The sequence below is a fragment of the Bacillus sp. 220_BSPC genome (assembly GCF_001054655.1).
GTDB classification, from domain to species: domain Bacteria; phylum Bacillota; class Bacilli; order Bacillales; family DSM-1321; genus Peribacillus; species Peribacillus frigoritolerans.
On the sequence record NZ_JVPL01000185.1, the window covers coordinates 75,760 to 93,785 of the forward strand.

The 18,026-nt window shown below is 43.8% G+C and carries 16 protein-coding genes; 15 read left to right on the forward strand and 1 reads right to left on the reverse strand.

The features are described from left to right. Window positions 1–37: 37 nt before the first annotated feature. From ADA55_RS13505 to pyrE, 8 genes are read left to right on the forward strand one after another with little or no spacing between them, the layout of a single operon-like run. Complete coding sequence (locus tag ADA55_RS13505) at window positions 38–973, forward strand: aspartate carbamoyltransferase catalytic subunit (protein WP_048684612.1); 936 nt, start codon at window positions 38–40, stop codon at window positions 971–973. Then, a complete protein-coding gene (locus ADA55_RS13510) occupies window positions 936–2,222 on the forward strand; it encodes a dihydroorotase (RefSeq protein ID WP_048684614.1) in 1,287 nt (428 codons plus the stop codon). The genes ADA55_RS13505 and ADA55_RS13510 overlap by 38 nt, the downstream gene beginning before the upstream one ends. Further along, window positions 2,219–3,325 carry a carbamoyl phosphate synthase small subunit gene (locus ADA55_RS13515; RefSeq protein ID WP_048684617.1) on the forward strand — a complete coding sequence of 369 codons (1,107 nt, stop codon included), beginning with the start codon at window positions 2,219–2,221 and terminating at the stop codon, window positions 3,323–3,325. The genes ADA55_RS13510 and ADA55_RS13515 overlap by 4 nt, the downstream gene beginning before the upstream one ends. Next, window positions 3,304–6,510, forward strand: a complete 3,207-nt coding sequence (gene carB / locus ADA55_RS13520) for a carbamoyl-phosphate synthase large subunit (RefSeq protein WP_048684619.1) — start codon at window positions 3,304–3,306, stop codon at window positions 6,508–6,510. The genes ADA55_RS13515 and carB overlap by 22 nt, the downstream gene beginning before the upstream one ends. Further along, the gene (locus ADA55_RS13525) at window positions 6,507–7,286 is read left to right on the forward strand and encodes a dihydroorotate dehydrogenase electron transfer subunit (RefSeq protein ID WP_048684621.1); all 780 of its coding nucleotides are present in this window, start codon (window positions 6,507–6,509) and stop codon (window positions 7,284–7,286) included. Before carB ends, ADA55_RS13525 begins: the two co-directional genes overlap by 4 nt. Next, on the forward strand, window positions 7,283–8,224 hold the full coding sequence (locus ADA55_RS13530; RefSeq protein WP_048684624.1) for a dihydroorotate dehydrogenase: 942 nt from the start codon (window positions 7,283–7,285) through the stop codon (window positions 8,222–8,224). Before ADA55_RS13525 ends, ADA55_RS13530 begins: the two co-directional genes overlap by 4 nt. Beyond that, on the forward strand, window positions 8,196–8,912 hold the full coding sequence (gene pyrF, locus ADA55_RS13535; RefSeq protein ID WP_048684626.1) for an orotidine-5'-phosphate decarboxylase: 717 nt from the start codon (window positions 8,196–8,198) through the stop codon (window positions 8,910–8,912). The genes ADA55_RS13530 and pyrF overlap by 29 nt, the downstream gene beginning before the upstream one ends. Continuing rightward, a complete protein-coding gene (gene pyrE / locus ADA55_RS13540; protein WP_048684628.1) occupies window positions 8,906–9,541 on the forward strand; it encodes an orotate phosphoribosyltransferase in 636 nt (211 codons plus the stop codon). Before pyrF ends, pyrE begins: the two co-directional genes overlap by 7 nt. A gap of 46 nt (window positions 9,542–9,587) precedes the next feature. On the opposite strand, the gene ADA55_RS13545 is transcribed toward pyrE, so the two are convergent. After that, window positions 9,588–11,309: an Rqc2 family fibronectin-binding protein gene (locus ADA55_RS13545; protein ID WP_048684630.1), complete on the reverse strand. Its 1,722-nt coding sequence runs from the start codon at window positions 11,307–11,309 to the stop codon at window positions 9,588–9,590. Window positions 11,310–11,596: 287 nt separating this feature from the next. On the opposite strand from ADA55_RS13545, the gene ADA55_RS31020 reads away from it, so the two are divergent. The 7 genes from ADA55_RS31020 (at window position 11,597) to coaBC (ending at window position 18,020) form a co-directional block, all read left to right on the forward strand. Next, window positions 11,597–11,725, forward strand: a complete 129-nt coding sequence (locus ADA55_RS31020; RefSeq protein WP_262869245.1) for a hypothetical protein — start codon at window positions 11,597–11,599, stop codon at window positions 11,723–11,725. Beyond that, on the forward strand, window positions 11,725–14,403 hold the full coding sequence (locus ADA55_RS13550) for a calcium-translocating P-type ATPase, SERCA-type (RefSeq protein ID WP_048684670.1): 2,679 nt from the start codon (window positions 11,725–11,727) through the stop codon (window positions 14,401–14,403). The genes ADA55_RS31020 and ADA55_RS13550 overlap by 1 nt, the downstream gene beginning before the upstream one ends. 157 nt (window positions 14,404–14,560) lie before the next feature. After that, complete coding sequence (locus ADA55_RS13555; protein ID WP_048684632.1) at window positions 14,561–15,436, forward strand: YicC/YloC family endoribonuclease; 876 nt, start codon at window positions 14,561–14,563, stop codon at window positions 15,434–15,436. A 53-nt stretch (window positions 15,437–15,489) separates the two neighbouring features. Further along, window positions 15,490–15,753 (forward strand): extracellular matrix/biofilm regulator RemA, encoded by a 264-nt coding sequence (gene remA / locus ADA55_RS13560; protein ID WP_034313813.1) that lies wholly within the window; start codon window positions 15,490–15,492, stop codon window positions 15,751–15,753. Between the two features lie 10 nt (window positions 15,754–15,763). Continuing rightward, window positions 15,764–16,378 (forward strand): guanylate kinase, encoded by a 615-nt coding sequence (gene gmk / locus ADA55_RS13565; RefSeq protein WP_034313809.1) that lies wholly within the window; start codon window positions 15,764–15,766, stop codon window positions 16,376–16,378. A 3-nt stretch (window positions 16,379–16,381) separates the two neighbouring features. Next, window positions 16,382–16,585 (forward strand): DNA-directed RNA polymerase subunit omega, encoded by a 204-nt coding sequence (gene rpoZ / locus ADA55_RS13570; RefSeq protein ID WP_034313807.1) that lies wholly within the window; start codon window positions 16,382–16,384, stop codon window positions 16,583–16,585. Between the two features lie 226 nt (window positions 16,586–16,811). Then, window positions 16,812–18,020, forward strand: coding sequence for a bifunctional phosphopantothenoylcysteine decarboxylase/phosphopantothenate--cysteine ligase CoaBC (gene coaBC / locus ADA55_RS13575; RefSeq protein ID WP_048684634.1), 1,209 nt, complete (start codon window positions 16,812–16,814; stop codon window positions 18,018–18,020). The last annotated feature ends 6 nt before the right edge of the window (window positions 18,021–18,026 follow it).

An 18,026-nucleotide genomic window follows, 5' to 3' on the forward strand; every position in this document is an offset into this window, starting at 1 on the left:
TATGCCCCGCATCACAAATGTGAGAGGAGCAGGATCGATGAAAAAATTATTGACCATGAATGAATTGACAATAAGTGAGATTGAAGGGATTTTACATGAGGCAGAGTGTTTTGCCAACGGAACCAGCTGGATTCCAAAGCAGCTGACCACAGTTGCCAATCTCTTCTTTGAACCAAGTACACGTACAAAATCAAGCTTTGAAATGGCTGAAAGAAAATTGGGACTTGAGGTCATTCCTTTTGATGCGGGTACATCATCCGTGTTAAAAGGCGAAACCTTATATGACACAGTTAAAACGTTAGAAGCGATAGGTGTAAATGCCTTGATCATCCGTCATGAACAGGATAATTATTTTGACGAATTGAATGAGAAGATCGGGATTCCAATAATCAATGCAGGGGATGGCTGCGGAAATCACCCAACCCAATCATTACTGGACTTATTGACGATTAAACAAGAGTTTAAAAGTTTCAAAGGTCTGAAGATTGCGATAATCGGTGATGTAAGGCATAGTCGGGTTGCGAATTCGAATGCAGAAGCACTGACTCGTTTAGGAGCGAATGTCGTATTTTCGGGTCCGCCTGAATGGTTTGACAGAACAAACAGTTTGGGAAGGTATGAAGACATCGATCATGCGGTAGCTACATCGGATGTGGTCATGCTGCTCAGAATACAGCATGAAAGGCATATTGATAAATACGATCAGGCAAATGGAGATTACCTGGAAAAATTCGGCCTGACCAAACAACGTGAAAAAAATATGAAACCGGATGCGATCATCATGCATCCTGCACCAATAAACCGCGGTGTTGAAATAGACAGTGATTTAGTCGAATGCAGCCGCTCGAGAATTTTTAAACAAATGGAAAATGGCGTGTTCATTAGAATGGCCGTATTAAAAAATGTGCTTGAACAAACCGAAGGGGGAAACATCCATGAAAACAGTAATCAAAAATGGAGTATTGCTAGATAATCAAAACTCATTCAAAAAAGCGGACATTGAGATAGAAGGCAAGGTCATCACAAAGATCGGCGAGAACTTGGCGACGGAAAATTGTAACGTAGTTGACGCTGGAGGATTACTGATTACACCTGGGCTTGTTGACCTGCATGTCCATTTACGCGAACCGGGCGGTGAACATAAGGAAACAATCGCAAGCGGGACGCTTGCAGCGGCAAGAGGCGGTTTCACTACGGTAGCGGCGATGCCTAATACAAGGCCAGTTCCTGATACAGTGGAGAACCTAGAAGCGCTTAACAGGAAAATTGAAGAAACGGCTCATGTCAGGGTACTCCCATATGCATCCATTACGATTAGGGAAGCTGGCAAGGAGCTGACCGACTTTGCTTCACTAAAACAAACGGGTGCTTTCGCCTTTACAGACGATGGCGTAGGAATTCAAGAAGCCGGGATGATGCTGGAAGCGATGAAACGGGCAGCCGCTCAAGATATGGCCATTGTTGCTCATTGTGAAGACAATAGCTTAATCAATAAAGGCTCCGTCCATGAAGGAAGATTCTCAAAAGAACAGGGGATCAATGGAATTCCGTCGGTATGTGAAGCTGTACATATCGCCCGGGATATACTTCTTGCCGAAGCGGCAGACTGTCATTATCACGTGTGCCATATATCCACAAAGGAATCGGTAAGGACGGTAAGGGATGCAAAGCGTGCAGGTATCCGCGTTACCGCCGAAGTAACACCGCATCACTTATTATTATGTGAAGATGATATACCGGGACTTGATACGAATTATAAAATGAACCCGCCATTAAGGGGCCGTGAAGATCGGGACGCGTTGATTGAAGGACTGCTTGACGGAACCATCGATTTTATAGCAACAGACCATGCCCCGCATGCGGCAGAGGAAAAGGCGCAGGGAATGCAGCTGGCTCCTTTCGGAATCGTAGGATTGGAAACGGCCTTCCCGCTGCTTTACACCGAATTGGTTAAAAAGGGCGTCATAACATTAAAGCAATTGATCGATTTCATGACAATCAAACCATCCGAAAGCTTCTCCCTTCCTTATGGAAAGCTAAAAGAAGGTGCTACTGCGGATATCGTACTCATCGATTTGGAAACGGAAAAAGAAATCAATGCTGAAGAGTTTGCTTCAAAAGGGAAAAATACACCTTTTAATGAAAAGAAATGTTATGGCTGGCCGGTCATGACGATTGCAGAAGGAAAAATAGCTTGGGAAAAAGGACGTGTTCAAGGATGAAAAGACAGCTAATTTTAGAAGATGGGACAGTATTCCTTGGGGAAGCATTCGGCGGGGACGTAGAAAAAATAGGTGAAGTCGTTTTTAACACAGGAATGACCGGTTACCAAGAGATTCTATCCGATCCATCGTATTGCGGTCAAATCGTTACACTTACGTATCCATTAATCGGGAATTACGGGATAAACCGTGATGACTTTGAATCCATCAATCCAGCCATAGCAGGATTCGTCGTTAAGGAAACAGCAGAACTTCCTTCCAACTGGCGAAACCAATTATCACTAGATGAATATCTGAAAATGAAGAACATACCTGGAATAAGCGGAATCGATACGAGAAAGCTGACAAGAATCATCAGGAAATCAGGTGCACTAAAAGGGGCGCTTTGCAATATCAATAAAGATGCAAGTGAAGTGGTTTCCCAATTGAAGGCAACAGTGATTCCTTCTAATCAGGTAAAACAGGTTTCAACAAAAGCACCTTATTCCAGCCCGGGCAGAGGCCCGCGGGTTGTTCTTGTAGACTACGGCATGAAGCATGGGATTTTACGTGAGTTGACGAAGCGCGGCTGTGATGTCGTGGTTGTCCCTTATAACGTCACGGCCGAAGAAGTGATGCAATACCATCCGGATGGCGTGATGCTTTCAAACGGCCCTGGAGATCCGAAAAGTGTTCATGAGACGCTCGAAATGATCCGTACAATCCAAACGCAAGTACCGTTATTCGGAATCTGTTTAGGACATCAATTATTCGCACTTGCAAACGGGGCGGATACGGCAAAATTAAAATTCGGCCATCGAGGTTCGAATCATCCGGTTAGGGACCTTCGTACCGGAAAGGTATCCATCACATCTCAAAATCATGGATATACAGTTGAAGAGCTTTCCATTGAAAGTACAGATCTTATTGTGACACATACAGCATTGAATGACGATACGATTGAAGGTCTGCGCCATAAAAAGTATCCAGCTTTCACCGTACAATATCACCCGGAAGCATCACCAGGTCCGGAAGATGCCAACTACCTATTCAATGAATTCTTACAAATGATTGAAGCTGCAACCAACAAGGGGGAAAAAACATGCCAAAACGCAATGATATAAAAAGCATCCTAGTAATTGGTTCCGGTCCGATCGTCATCGGACAGGCCGCCGAGTTCGATTATGCAGGAACCCAAGCGTGTATAGCCTTAAAAGAAGAAGGCTATCGAGTGATCCTGATTAACTCTAACCCTGCGACAATCATGACAGACACTGAAATGGCTGACGCGGTTTATATCGAACCGATCACATTGGAATTTGTCAGCAAAATCATTCGTAAAGAGCGCCCGGATGCACTGTTACCTACCTTGGGCGGACAGACTGGCTTGAACATGGCAGTTGAGCTTGCCGAATCAGGAATCCTGGAAGAATGCAATGTCCAAATTCTTGGGACCAAACTTTCGGCTATCCAACAAGCGGAAGACCGTGACCTTTTCCGTACGCTAATGAACGATCTGGGGGAACCAGTGCCTGACAGCGACATTATTCATAACCTGGAAGAAGCTTATACATTCGTTGAACGAGTCGGCTATCCGGTCATTGTTCGTCCAGCCTTCACGCTTGGCGGAACAGGCGGTGGGATTTGTGATAACGAAGAGCAGCTTATCGAGATCGTTGAGGGTGGCCTGAAAAGCAGCCCGGTTCACCAATGTCTGCTTGAGAAGAGCATTGCCGGTTTCAAAGAAGTGGAATATGAAGTGATGCGTGATTCCAATGATAATGCAATAGTTGTTTGTAATATGGAAAACTTCGATCCTGTCGGTGTCCATACAGGCGATTCAATCGTTGCGGCCCCAAGCCAAACATTAAGTGACAGAGAGTATCAAATGCTTCGAAATACGTCTTTGAAGATTATCCGCGCCTTGAAAATTGAAGGTGGATGTAATGTTCAGCTTGCGCTAGATCCAAACAGCTATCAATATTATGTCATTGAAGTGAACCCAAGGGTCAGCCGTTCTTCGGCACTTGCTTCAAAAGCGACTGGGTATCCAATTGCAAAGCTAGCAGCAAAGATAGCCGTTGGTTTGACGCTCGATGAAATGATGAACCCTGTCACTGGCAAAACCTATGCCAGCTTTGAACCGGCACTGGACTATGTCGTTACGAAAATTCCGCGCTGGCCTTTCGATAAGTTCGAAAGCGCCAACCGTAGGCTCGGTACCCAAATGAAAGCGACAGGAGAAGTCATGGCAATCGGCCGTACATTCGAGGAATCAATCTTAAAAGCTGTGCGTTCCCTTGAAGCGGGTATATTCCATCTTAATTTGAATGACGAGTTTGAGGATGGAAAGATAGAGAAACGGATCAGAAAAGCCGGAGATGAACGGTTATTCTATATCGGTGAAGCGTTAAGAAGGGGAAAAACGATCGAAACCATCCACGAATGGAGCCAGATCGATTTATTCTTCTTGCATAAGTTGAAAAAGATAATCGACTTTGAAAAGCAGCTTAAAGAACATTCTTTTGATTGTGAAGTATTGCAAAAGGCTAAAGAACTAGGGTTTTCTGACAAAACAATCGCAGAAATATGGGGAGTTCCCGAAATTGATGTCTATGAATACCGGAAACAGCAAGGAATCATCCCTGTTTACAAAATGGTTGATACATGTGCTGCCGAATTCGAATCGGAAACTCCGTATTTTTATGGGACATACGAAGATGAGAATGAATCCATCGTCACTGACAAGAAAAGTGTCATTGTTCTGGGATCAGGCCCAATTCGGATCGGGCAAGGAGTAGAGTTTGATTATGCGACCGTACACTCGGTATGGGCCATTAAGGAAGCGGGATATGAAGCGATCATCATCAACAACAATCCAGAAACAGTTTCGACGGATTTCAGTATCTCCGACAAACTTTATTTCGAACCATTGACTATTGAAGATGTCATGCATGTCATCGATTTGGAAAAACCGGAAGGGGTCATCGTCCAGTTTGGCGGACAGACAGCAATCAACCTTGCAGATGGTCTTGTTGAAAGAGGAGTGAAAATCCTTGGTACTTCACTTGAAGACCTGGATAGGGCGGAAAATCGAAATAAATTTGAAAAAGCACTTAAGGATTTAGGCATCCCTCAGCCAAAGGGCAAAACTGCAACATCGGTTGATGAAGCGATCGTCATCGCTGAAGATATCGGGTACCCGGTTTTAGTAAGGCCATCGTATGTCCTCGGAGGAAGAGCGATGGAAATCGTCTATAAACAAGAAGAATTGCTGCATTACATGAAAAATGCCGTGAAAATAAATCCGGATCATCCTGTCCTGATAGACCGCTACTTAACGGGTAAGGAAATCGAAGTGGATGGTATTTCCGATGGCGAAACGGTCGTTATCCCTGGGATCATGGAGCATATTGAGCGCGCCGGCGTCCATTCAGGTGACTCGATTGCAGTCTATCCGCCACAAAACTTAACGGAGAAACAAAAAGAAGTAATCATTGATTATACGACCCGATTGGCAAAAGGCTTGAATATAATTGGTCTCTTGAACATTCAATATGTCATCAGCAATGAAGAAGTGTATGTGATTGAAGTAAATCCACGTTCCAGCCGAACCGTTCCATTCTTAAGTAAAATTACGAATGTGCCGATGGCTAACTTAGCCACGAAGGTCATCTTGGGCCACACGCTTGAAAGCCAAGGTTACAAATCGGGGTTAGTGCCAGAACAAACTGGGGTCTATGTGAAAGTGCCGGTCTTCTCATTTGCGAAATTAAGAGGTGTGGACATCTCACTCGGACCTGAAATGAAATCGACCGGTGAAGTAATGGGGAAAGATAGCACCCTTGAAAAAGCTTTATATAAAGGGCTGGTCGCTTCCGGTTTCAAGATCAAGGGGCATGGTTCGGTGTTATTGACGATATCGGATAAAGATAAGCAAGAAGCGCTGCTTTTAGCAAGGCGTTTCCATAATATCGGCTTCAAGCTGATAGCCACCAGCGGAACTGCTGCCCTATTGGAGCAATCAGGAATCCCGACTGCGATTGTCGGAAAAATTGGCGAAGAAGGTACAAACCTGCTGGATGTCATCCGGAACGGGGATGCGCAATTTGTCATAAATACTTTGACAAAAGGTAAGCAACCGGCACGGGATGGTTTCAGAATCCGACGTGAATCGGTTGAAAATGGAGTGACATGCCTAACATCACTTGATACGGCAGAAGCCATTTTAAGAGTGATAGAATCCATGACCTTCTCGGCAGAAGCAATGGGAAAAACGGAAAAAAGTCGTGAGGTGAGCTATATATGATCAAGAAGGAAAGAATGAAGGTGTTAAATCATAAGGAACTGGCCCCATCCATCTTTGAACTTACCCTGCAAGGTGAATTGGTTTCAGAGATGAATCAACCAGGCCAGTTTGTCCAAGTCAAGACAACAGAAGGCACTGAGCCATTGTTAAGACGCCCGATTTCGATTTCTTCTTACAACAGCAGTGAAAAACAGTTCACGATGATATACCGGGCTGAAGGTAAAGGAACGACATTGTTATCGCAGCGTAAAGAGGCGGAAGCGGTCGATATCCTTGGACCCCTTGGCAACGGATTTCCCGTTCATGAGGCTAAACAGGGTGAAACGGCATTATTGGTTGGCGGCGGGATTGGTGTCCCGCCCCTGTATCAATTATCACAAATGTTGGTTGCGAAAGGTGTTACGGTAATCCATGTATTGGGCTTCCAGACCAAGTCAGCCATCTTTTACGAAAAAGAATTCAGTGAATTAGGTGATACCTATATTGCCACTGTGGATGGTTCATACGGGACAAAAGGATTTGTTACGACTGTAATAGACAATCTGGAGCAAGAGTTTGCAACGATCTTTTCATGCGGGCCTACACCAATGTTAAGAGCCTTGGAAGCGGGCTATCGTGAGAAAAAGCTTTTCCTGTCCCTTGAGGAAAGGATGGGATGCGGCATCGGTGCATGCTTTGCTTGCGTGTGTCATACAGGGGATGATCCAACTGGTTTCAGTTATAAAAAGGTTTGCAGCGATGGACCCGTATTCCGGGCAGGAGAGGTGGTATTATGAGCAGGCTTTCAGTTGAATTACCAGGATTACACTTGAAAAACCCGGTCATGCCAGCATCTGGATGCTTTGGATTCGGCCGTGAATACAGTCAATTTTTCGACTTGGATATTCTTGGGGCGATCATGATCAAAGCGACCACTCCTGAGCCGAGGTTCGGTAACCCGACTCCGCGAGTTGCGGAAACCTCTTCGGGAATGCTGAACGCCATCGGTCTGCAGAATCCAGGCTTGGAAAAGGTGATCAGTGAAGAACTGGCCTGGCTAAGTAGGTATGATGTTCCCATCATTGCCAACGTTGCAGGTTCGCAAATAGATGACTATGTAAAAGTTTCCAGTGAAATAAGTAAGGAGGGGAATGTGAAAGCACTTGAATTGAATATCTCTTGTCCGAATGTAAAAGAAGGAGGCATAGCTTTCGGTACGGTACCGGAAGTTGCCAAAGAGGTAACCAAGGCGGTAAAGGAAGTATCTTCCGTCCCAGTCTATGTGAAGCTTTCACCGAATGTCAGTAATATTGTGGATATGGCCAAAGCGGTTGAAGATGGCGGGGCCGACGGGTTGACAATGATAAATACATTAGTCGGCATGCGATTGGATTTAAAAACGGGCAAACCGATCCTTTCTAACAGAACGGGTGGATTATCTGGTCCTGCAATAAAACCTGTAGCGCTCCGGATGATTTATGAGGTTAGCCAGCAAGTTTCTATTCCAATAATCGGAATGGGCGGCATCGCTACGGCGGAAGACGTCATTGAATTTTTCTATGCGGGTGCCAGTGCTGTTGCGGTGGGAACCGCGAATTTCGTGGATCCCTTTGTTTGCCCGACCATCATCGAAGAATTACCAAAATTGTTGGATGAGCTGGGATTTGACCATATTTCAGAATGTACCGGAAGGAGCTGGAAGCAAAATGAAACAGTCACTAATAATCGCTCTTGATTTCCCTGACCTCCTTCAAACGGAGACATTCCTAAAACAGTTCCATTCGGAAAAACTGGCTGTAAAAGTGGGGATGGAATTATTTTATCAAAATGGTCCATCAATCGTTTCTTTCGTAAAGGAGCAAGGCCACGATGTGTTTTTGGACTTGAAGCTTCATGATATTCCAAATACCGTTAAAATGGCCATGACTGGATTGGCAGCTTTAGGCGCTGACATGGTCAATGTACATGCGGCAGGTGGACAAAAGATGATGGAAGCAGCCATGGAAGGTCTGGATAAGGGGACGTCCGCTGGTAAAAAACGTCCATTATGCATTGGGGTTACCCAACTGACGAGTACGTCACAAGAACAAATGAATGCTGAGCAAAACATTGCCGGGTCTCTGGAAGATTCGGTTCTCCATTATGCAAACCTTACTAGACAGGCAGGATTGGATGGCGTCGTCTGTTCTACCCATGAAGTAAAGAACATACATGAACGCATCGGTCATGAATTCTTAACCGTCACACCTGGAATCCGAAGTGCAGGTGGACAGACGCATGATCAAAAGAGAATTGCCACGCCTGAACAAGCTAGGGATTTTGGAGCGGATGCCATCGTTGTAGGGAGAGCCATTACGGGGGCGGCAGATCCATTAAGGGCGTATTTGGATATGAAAGCAGCTTGGGAGGGAATATCATGTTAAATAATAAGATAGCTGAACATCTATTGGAAATAAAAGCAGTGTACCTACAGCCGAATGACCCCTTTACTTGGGCATCTGGAATTAAATCACCCATTTATTGTGATAATCGCTTAACCCTTTCATACCCAGAGGTTCGCAATGAAATAGCGGAAGGATTGAAAGGTTTGATTGAACAGCATTTTCCTGAGGCTGAACTGATTGCAGGCACAGCAACTGCCGGCATTCCGCATGCAGCTTGGGTGAGTGAAAAATTAAATGCACCGATGTGCTATGTTCGATCCAAAGCCAAGGAGCACGGAAAGGGCAATCAAATCGAAGGCCGCGCAGTTCCAGGACAAAAAGTGGTGGTTGTAGAAGACTTGATTTCAACCGGCGGAAGTGTGATTACTGCTGTTAACGCGCTGAAAGAGGCTGGATGTGATGTTCTAGGAGTCGTTTCGATCTTTACTTACGAATTGGAAAAGGGAAAAGAAAAATTCGAAGCTGAGGGCATTATTAACCATTCGTTGAGTGACTACTCTACTTTGATAAAAGTCGCTAATGATAAAGGGTACATCACGGCAGAAGAATTGGAAAAGCTAAAAAAATGGCGGGAGAATCCGGCTGATACAGCTTGGATTTTGGCATGAAAATAGAGGGGGCCCAATCACTAAGGACTGGGCCCCCTCTATTTTTTTACTCTTTTACCGCTTCCTTTAAGCGTATGACAGTATCGGCATCCGGTGTAATATAAACGGTCTGCTGCTGGTCATAGATTACGAACCCGGGCTTGGAACCATTCGGTTTCTTAACATGGCGAACCTGTGTGAAATCAACGGGCACTGAACTCGATTGCTTTGCTTTACTGAAGAAAGCTGCTAATACGGCTGCCTCTTTTATTGTTTTTTCACTTGGCGATTCATTTCGAATCACAACATGTGAGCCGGGTATATCTTTGGTATGAAGCCATATTTCATCACGGCGTGCAAACTTATTCGTTAAATAATCATTTTGTTTATTATTCTTCCCGACAAAAATGAGATCTCCATCCGTAGCATAATATGTTTCAAGCTGCGGTTTTGCATTTGCAGGCTTTTTCATGCCTTTTTTCTTTTTTTGCCTAATGTATCCTTCTTCCTGAAGTTCTTCCCGAATCTCCTCTATATCCCTGGGTGACGCTGATTGGAGCTGCTGATGCAAGGCTTCGAAGTAGGCCAATTCCAATTTTGTTTTTTCGATTTGTTCTTGGACCACTCCAACTGCATTTTTGGACTTTTGGTATCTGGAGAAGTACTTTTGTGCATTATCTGACGGATTTTTTAATGGGTCAAGCGGGATGGTGACCATACTTTGTTCTTCATCATAATAATTGACGACTTCTATTTCCTTCATGCCTTTTTTCATTTGATATAGATTAGCTGTAAGCAGCTCACCGAACAACTGATACTGTTCTCCGCGTTCCGTATCTTTCAATGTACGTTCGAGCTTGCCGATTTTTTTTGAGTTCTTTTCGATTTCATTAGTAATGAAACGTTCTACATCCTGACTCTTTTGCTTAACCCGATCTCTTTCTGCCTTTCCGAAGTAATAGCGGTCCAGCATCTCGCTCAATGAAGAAAACGTACGTTGATTCCCAGACAGATGCTCTAGTGAAAGCATATAAAAAACTTCTTTATTTCCATCTTGTTTGATCGTGGCAGCATATTTCTGTTCCGAGATTTCCTGGATAATCTTTAAAAAGGCTGTTGGAAGGGTCGTGCTGTTGGCAAGTCCGGCCCGGTAGACGGCTTCCTTTGCAACTAATGGTGAAACTCCTGAAAAATGGGCAACAAGCTGTCGATCCAGCTTTCCTGAATTGAAGTCAATATTCTTCCTGATATCGTCCTCGGTAGCCTTGAAGGGATCATTCTTTTCCTGTGCGGGTGGAGCCTTATATTCCTGGCCGGGCAATATCGCCCGATAACTGTTGACGGCATGTGAAACATGCTTAATACTGTCCAAAATCATATTTCGTTCTTTATCTACTAAAACAATGTTGCTGTGTCGCCCCATGATTTCGATGATTAACTGCTTTTGAGAGACATCGCCAAGCTCATTACGGCCCTTCACTTCAAAAATGATCATCCTATCAAGTTCATATTGATAAATATTTTCTATCGTATAGCCTTCGAGGTGCTTCCTAAGAAGCATGCAGAACATGGGTGCCTCTTTGGGATTTTCATAACTTTCTTCGGTCATTTGCACCCTCGAATAACTTGGATGGGCTGATAATAAGAGCTTATGGTTCTTACCTCCAGCACGAACAACCAGTATTACTTCATTTTTATAAGGCTGATGTACCTTATTGATTCGTCCACCTTCTAATAAAGAAGCGATTTCTTCCGTCATCGCTTTTGTAAATAATCCATCAAATGACATTCTATTTTTACTTCCTTTACATAAGATTTTCTAAGAACTCATTTTTGCCGGGCGTTATAAATGCATCACGGCTGCCCATTTTAGTTAATCACAATTACTTTAGCGAACTGGGTGAAAGCAGCAGTTCAGGTACAGTGAATGGATGCTTTTTTTATTTCCTGATATTGAATAAAAAATTGGTCCATTCATCATGATTACAGTTCGTTCATACAAAAAATTATCCGGATCGTTCTTCTTTCCGCAATTCTGTTTAATTATAGCATTATTTTGGACGAGTCTGAATAATCATGGAAGAAGAGCAGGTTGTTTTATGTATCGGTAAGCAGGCAGGTGTTGGAAGAGTAAAGCAAAAAGCGCCTGTTGAGATGTATACAGGAGCCTATTTCATTCTATTCAAAGGGATGTGTGATACTTGATGGAGTTCAGGGAAATGAATAATCAAGAAATGGAGAAAGCGCTTCAAACAAACGTTACACACGGTTTGGACGATGATGTAGTAAAGGACAGGCTGCGAAAGAACGGTTTTAACGAATTGAAGGAAGGAGAAAAACAGTCAGCCATTCTTTTATTTTTCGCCCAATTCAAAGATTTCATGGTCATAGTTTTACTTGCCGCGACATTGGTTTCAGGGATATTGGGTGAATATATCGATGCGATTGCCATCATGGCGATTGTTTTTTTGAATGGATTACTTGGTTTTTTTCAAGAACGGAAGGCAGAAAAATCCTTGGATGCCTTAAAGGAAATGGCTGCACCGCAAGTTAACGTGCTTCGAGATGGCCAGTGGATGAAAATCCCATCGAGAGAAGTGGTTGTAGGGGATATCCTGAAGTTTTCGAGCGGTGACCGTATTGGTGCCGATTTACGGATCATCGACCATTCAAGCCTTGAAATAGAAGAGTCGGCACTTACCGGCGAGTCACTCCCGGCCGTTAAATGTTCTGATCCATTGATGAATGAGGTTGAAGGTATCGGTGATCAGGAAAATATGGCTTTTATGGGAACGATGGTGACAAGAGGGAATGGAGTCGGAATCGTAATCGCTACAGGAATGAATACGGCGATGGGAAAGATTGCGGATCTCCTGCAGACTGCAGAAACAAAAGAAACACCGCTTCAACGGAGGTTGGAGCAGCTAGGCAAAATCTTGATCGTCACGGCCTTAATATTAACTGTAATCGTGGTCCTGACTGGTGTCATTCAAGGACATGATCTTTATACGATGTTTTTGGCCGGGGTATCTTTGGCTGTTGCGGCGATTCCCGAAGGCTTGCCAGCCATTGTGACCGTAGCCTTGTCTTTAGGTGTTCAGCGTATGATCAAACAAAAAGCAATTGTCCGTAAGCTTCCTGCCGTAGAAACGCTTGGCTGTGCAACAGTGATTTGCTCAGATAAAACAGGTACACTGACACAAAACAAAATGACGGTGACGAAGGTTTGGAGTGGAGGAAAAACTTGGGATGTGGGCGGTACTGGTTACAATCCGGTCGGAGAATTTTCTTTAGAGGGAGTTTCAGTTGCCCCGAAAAACCATAATGCCTTGCTTCAAATAATTACATTCGGCATGCTCTGTAATAAAGCTGAGTTAAAGGAGAATGGTAAACAATATATTCTAGACGGTGATCCGACAGAAGGGGCGATGTTGGTCGCGGCAATGAAAGCGGGATTGACGAGGGAACACCTATCTAAGAGGTTTACGATAGTAAAGGAGTTTCCATTTGACTCGAGCCGCAAAATGATGAGTGTCATAGTGAAGGATGATAAAGATAATCATTTCGTTATCGTAAAAGGTGCCCCGGACGTATTGATTGCCCAGTCCGACACGATTCTTTGGGAAGGAAGGTCGGAAATATTAAATCGGGAGAGTAAGGAAAGGGTGCAACAGGACATGAATGGGCTTGCTTCGCAGGCACTTAGAATGATTGCTGTAGGTTATAAACCTCTTTCAAAAGGAACGATTTTGCTGCATGAAACCGAAGCTGAGCGTAATTTGACCTTCATGGGACTGCAGGGCATGATCGATCCCCCTCGTCCGGAGGTGAAACAGGCAGTTAAGGAATGCAGGGACGCCGGGATCAAAACTGTCATGATTACAGGCGACCATGTGATAACCGCAAAGGCAATTGCTAAAGAGCTTGGAATTTTAAAAGGAAAAGACCGTGTACTTGAAGGACGGCAATTGGCGGACATGGAAGTCGGGGAACTTGAGGAAGTTGTTGAAACTGTTTCGGTATTTGCCCGAGTTTCCCCGGAACATAAGTTGAAAATCGTAAAAGCCTTGCAAAATAAAGGACATGTCGTTGCAATGACAGGGGATGGTGTCAATGATGCCCCTGCGATAAAATCAGCGGATATTGGTATATCCATGGGCATCACGGGGACTGATGTTGCTAAAGAAGCTTCTTCCTTGATATTGGTTGACGATAATTTTGCCACAATAAAATCGGCCATCAAAGAAGGCAGGAATATTTACGAAAACATCAGGAAGTTCATCCGTTACCTGCTTGCTTCCAATGTTGGGGAGATTTTGGTCATGTTTTTTGCGATGCTATGCGCCTTGCCATTACCATTGATACCAATCCAGATCTTATTCGTGAACCTTGTAACCGACGGACTGCCCGCGATGGCATTGGGACTGGATGCCGCAGAAGAAGATGTAATGAAAAGGAATCCAAGAAATGCCAATGAAGGTGTTTTTGGAAGGGGGCTTGGCTGGAAGATCATCTCACGCGGTTTTCTGATAGGGGTTTCCACATTGATTGCATTTTATGTTGTATATCGTGCAAATCCGGATAACCTTGCTTATGCACAAACGATTGCTTTCGCTACCCTGGTCCTGGCTCAGCTTATACATGTATTCGATTGCCGAAGTGAACGTTCGATCTTCTCGAGAAATCCATTCGGTAACCTTTATCTAGTGGGGGCGGTACTATCCTCCCTATTATTGATGGTAGCCGTCATGTATGTGCAGCCTTTACAAACCATCTTTCATACGGTACCGATTTCGGGAAGGGATTGGCTATTAGTAATAGGAATGGCATCCATACCAACTTTTTTACTGGCTGGAACCTTTTTAGCAAGAAAAGCACAATGATATATGGTATAATCTTTAAGGTGGTAGAGTCTTGCTCTATTGCCTTTTTATTTTTGTAGTATTTTATTTGTAAGCTAATGTTTCCGTACTTTAGCTAATATATAATGAATGTTAAAAGACCAAATTACTACATTATGTTTTGATAGGATGTGGAACCATGGTTACCAGTATGACGGGCTATGGAAGAGAAGAAGCGGAAAACGAACAGGTCAGGGTTTTTGCTGAAATCAAGACCGTTAACCATCGTTTTTGTGAATATACGATTCGAATGCCGCGCCAGCTTTTGGTTTTGGAAGAAAAGGTAAAAAAGAAGGCGAATCAATACATAAGAAGGGGACGGGTGGAAATCTTCATTACAGTGGAAGGTGAGAGCCTGGTTTCCAAAAAGGTGAAGATCGATTGGGATCTTGCTGATCAATATGTGGGATTGATGGATGAAGTCAAGGGAAAATACAATCTGGAAAGTTCAATTACATTACAGGATATGCTGCAACTTGATTCGATTTTCGTGACGGAAGAAGTACCTGCGGTTCCTGCCGATTTGGAATCCCTGTTAATGAAGGCTGTCACGGGGGCATTGGAAAATCTGAAAAAAATGCGGGATCTGGAAGGTCAGGAGCTTGCCTCGGACATGAAACGCCAGCTTGAAAAGTTTGGTGAGATAGTAGCAGGGGTCAAAATGCATGCACCTTCAGTCGTCGAAAAATATAAAGCCCGATTGGAAATCAAACTGGCCGAGTTGACTGATGGATTGATTGAAGATAGCCGTATTGTGACAGAAGCGGCCATTTTTGCTGATAAATGTGATATAAATGAAGAACTGACCAGACTCGATAGCCATGTACAGCAATTTTCAAGGACCCTTACCCTCAGTGAACCAATTGGAAGGAAACTTGACTTCCTTGTCCAGGAAATGAATAGGGAAGTCAATACGATTGGATCAAAGGCAAATGATTCGGCCATTACGAAAGAAGTGGTGGAAATGAAAAGTTTGCTTGAAAAATTAAAGGAACAGGTTCAAAATATCGAGTAGTCGGTTTATGATGAACCTAACAAGGTGACAATATATATGAATGGGGGACAAAAATGTCAATTAAGCTCATTAATATTGGTTTTGGGAATATCGTTTCCGCGAACCGGATCGTATCCATCGTGAGCCCTGAATCGGCTCCGATAAAAAGGATCATCCAAGACGCCCGAGATCGCGGATCCTTAATAGATGCTACATATGGTAGAAGAACCAGGGCCGTTATAATTACAGACAGCGACCATGTTATCTTATCTGCCGTTCAACCGGAAACGGTTGCTGCACGGCTACAAGATAGAGATGACAGCGTAGAAGAGGGGTAACTGAAACAATATGAGAGAAAAAGGTTTATTAATCGTTTTGTCCGGACCATCCGGTGTTGGTAAAGGAACTGTTAGGAAGGCGATTTTTTCTCAGCCAGGAACGGCATTCGAATATTCAATTTCGATGACGACAAGGCTGCCTCGCCATGGTGAAGTGGACGGAGTGGACTATTTCTTCAAAAAACGCGAGGAATTCGAAGCACTGATCGAAGAAGGAAAATTGCTGGAATATGCTGAGTTCGTCGGTAATTATTATGGAACACCCGTGGATTATGTCCGTGAAACAATCGATTCCGGAAAAGATGTATTTCTGGAAATAGAAGTTCAAGGAGCTAAACAGGTCCGGGAGAAGTTCCCTGAAGGACTTTTCATTTTCCTTGCTCCTCCGAGTTTGACTGAACTCGAAAGCCGCATCGTTACTCGCGGAACCGAGACGGAGGAAGCGATAAAAGGCCGGATGAAAGTGGCCAAGGAAGAAATAGAACTTATGGATCTATACGATTATGTTGTTGAAAATGATCATGTGGATGCAGCATGTGCTAGAATTAATGCAATTGTAATTGCCGAGCATTGCCGTCGGGAAAGAGTTGCAGTTTTATATAAAAAAATGTTGGAGGCGGAATAAATCATGTTATATCCATCAATTGATTCTCTATTACTTAAAATCGATTCTAAATACTCACTTGTATCGGTGGCAGCTAAACGTGCCAGGGAAATGCAAATTAAAGATAATTGCCTTATAAAACCGGTTTCCCATAAATCGGTAGGTCGTGCCCTTGAAGAAATTCATTCCGGTAAATTGACTTACGATAATTCTTACGAGGAAAACTAAGAGAACACAGAGCTTGACCTATCGGGCCTGACACCCTAAAGCAAACAGGAGCGTTACATTTGGAAAGTGCTTCCTTCCTGCGGCCAAGGTGTCAGGCCTGTTTGTATTGATTTTTTTAAAAGTAATGTTTGGGGGAATCCATAGGTTATTGCGCATTTCAAATGAAATTTCTTCGGTTTTCCGTCATAATTAGAAAGAATAGAATGTATAGTTAGGGGAAATTTGCATGCTTATCGATAAAAAAGTACTTCTTTGTGTCACCGGCGGGATTGCTGTATATAAGGCTGCTGCCCTGACAAGTAAATTAACTCAGGAAGGTGCGCATGTTAAAGTGATCATGAGTGAATCGGCACGTAAGTTCGTGACGCCGCTCACCTTTCAAGCACTTTCGAGAAATGATGTGTACACAGATACTTTTGATGAGAAGGATTCTTCAGTCATTGCCCACATCGACTTGGCTGATTGGGCTGATATCCTCCTGTTGGCTCCAGCTACAGCCAATGTCATTGGCAAAGTAGCCAATGGAATCGCGGATGATATGATCACGACCACCCTATTGGCAACGGAAGCACCTGTTTGGGTTGCGCCGGCAATGAACGTGCACATGTACGCACATCCAGCGGTTCAGAAAAATATGGAGACACTTCGGGCGTTTGGATATCAATTCATTGAACCGGGTGAAGGGTATTTGGCCTGCGGATATGTAGGGAAAGGACGATTGGAGGAACCTGAAACAATCGTAGAACATCTTAATCGATATTTCAATGAACGCAAATTACAGCAACAGCCTCTTAAAGGAAAGAAATATTTAATAACGGCAGGACCGACACGTGAAGCGATTGATCCGGTGCGTTTTGTGACGAATCATTCCAGCGGCAAAATGGGTTATGCCCTAGCCGAAGCGGCAATTGAAATGGGCGCTGAGGTGACATTGATTACCGGCCCAGTGAACTTGACGCCACCTCCCAAGGCTAGTGTAATACCAGTGGAATCAGCTGCAGATATGTATGATGCGGTATTCGATCAGTTCGCTACCAGTGATGTCGTAATCATGACGGCTGCAGTGGCGGATTATAAACCGAAGGTCTATCATACTCGAAAGATGAAAAAGCAGCCAGGGGAAAATGTGATTGAATTTGAACGGACAAAGGATATCCTAAAGGAACTCGGTGAAAATAAAACTCATCAGATTTTGGTGGGCTTTGCGGCTGAAACGAACAATGTTGAAGAATACGCAAGAGGAAAATTAGTCAAAAAGAATGCAGATATGATCGTTGCCAATAATGTTACCGTCGCAGGGGCAGGATTTGGAACGGATACGAACATCGTGACCATTTACGATAAAGATGGAAGTGCTACCGAACTTCCAAAAATGAGTAAAGCGGATATAGCTAAAAGCATCCTGGCAGAAGTATCTCGCAAGCAAAAGGAATGATGTCTT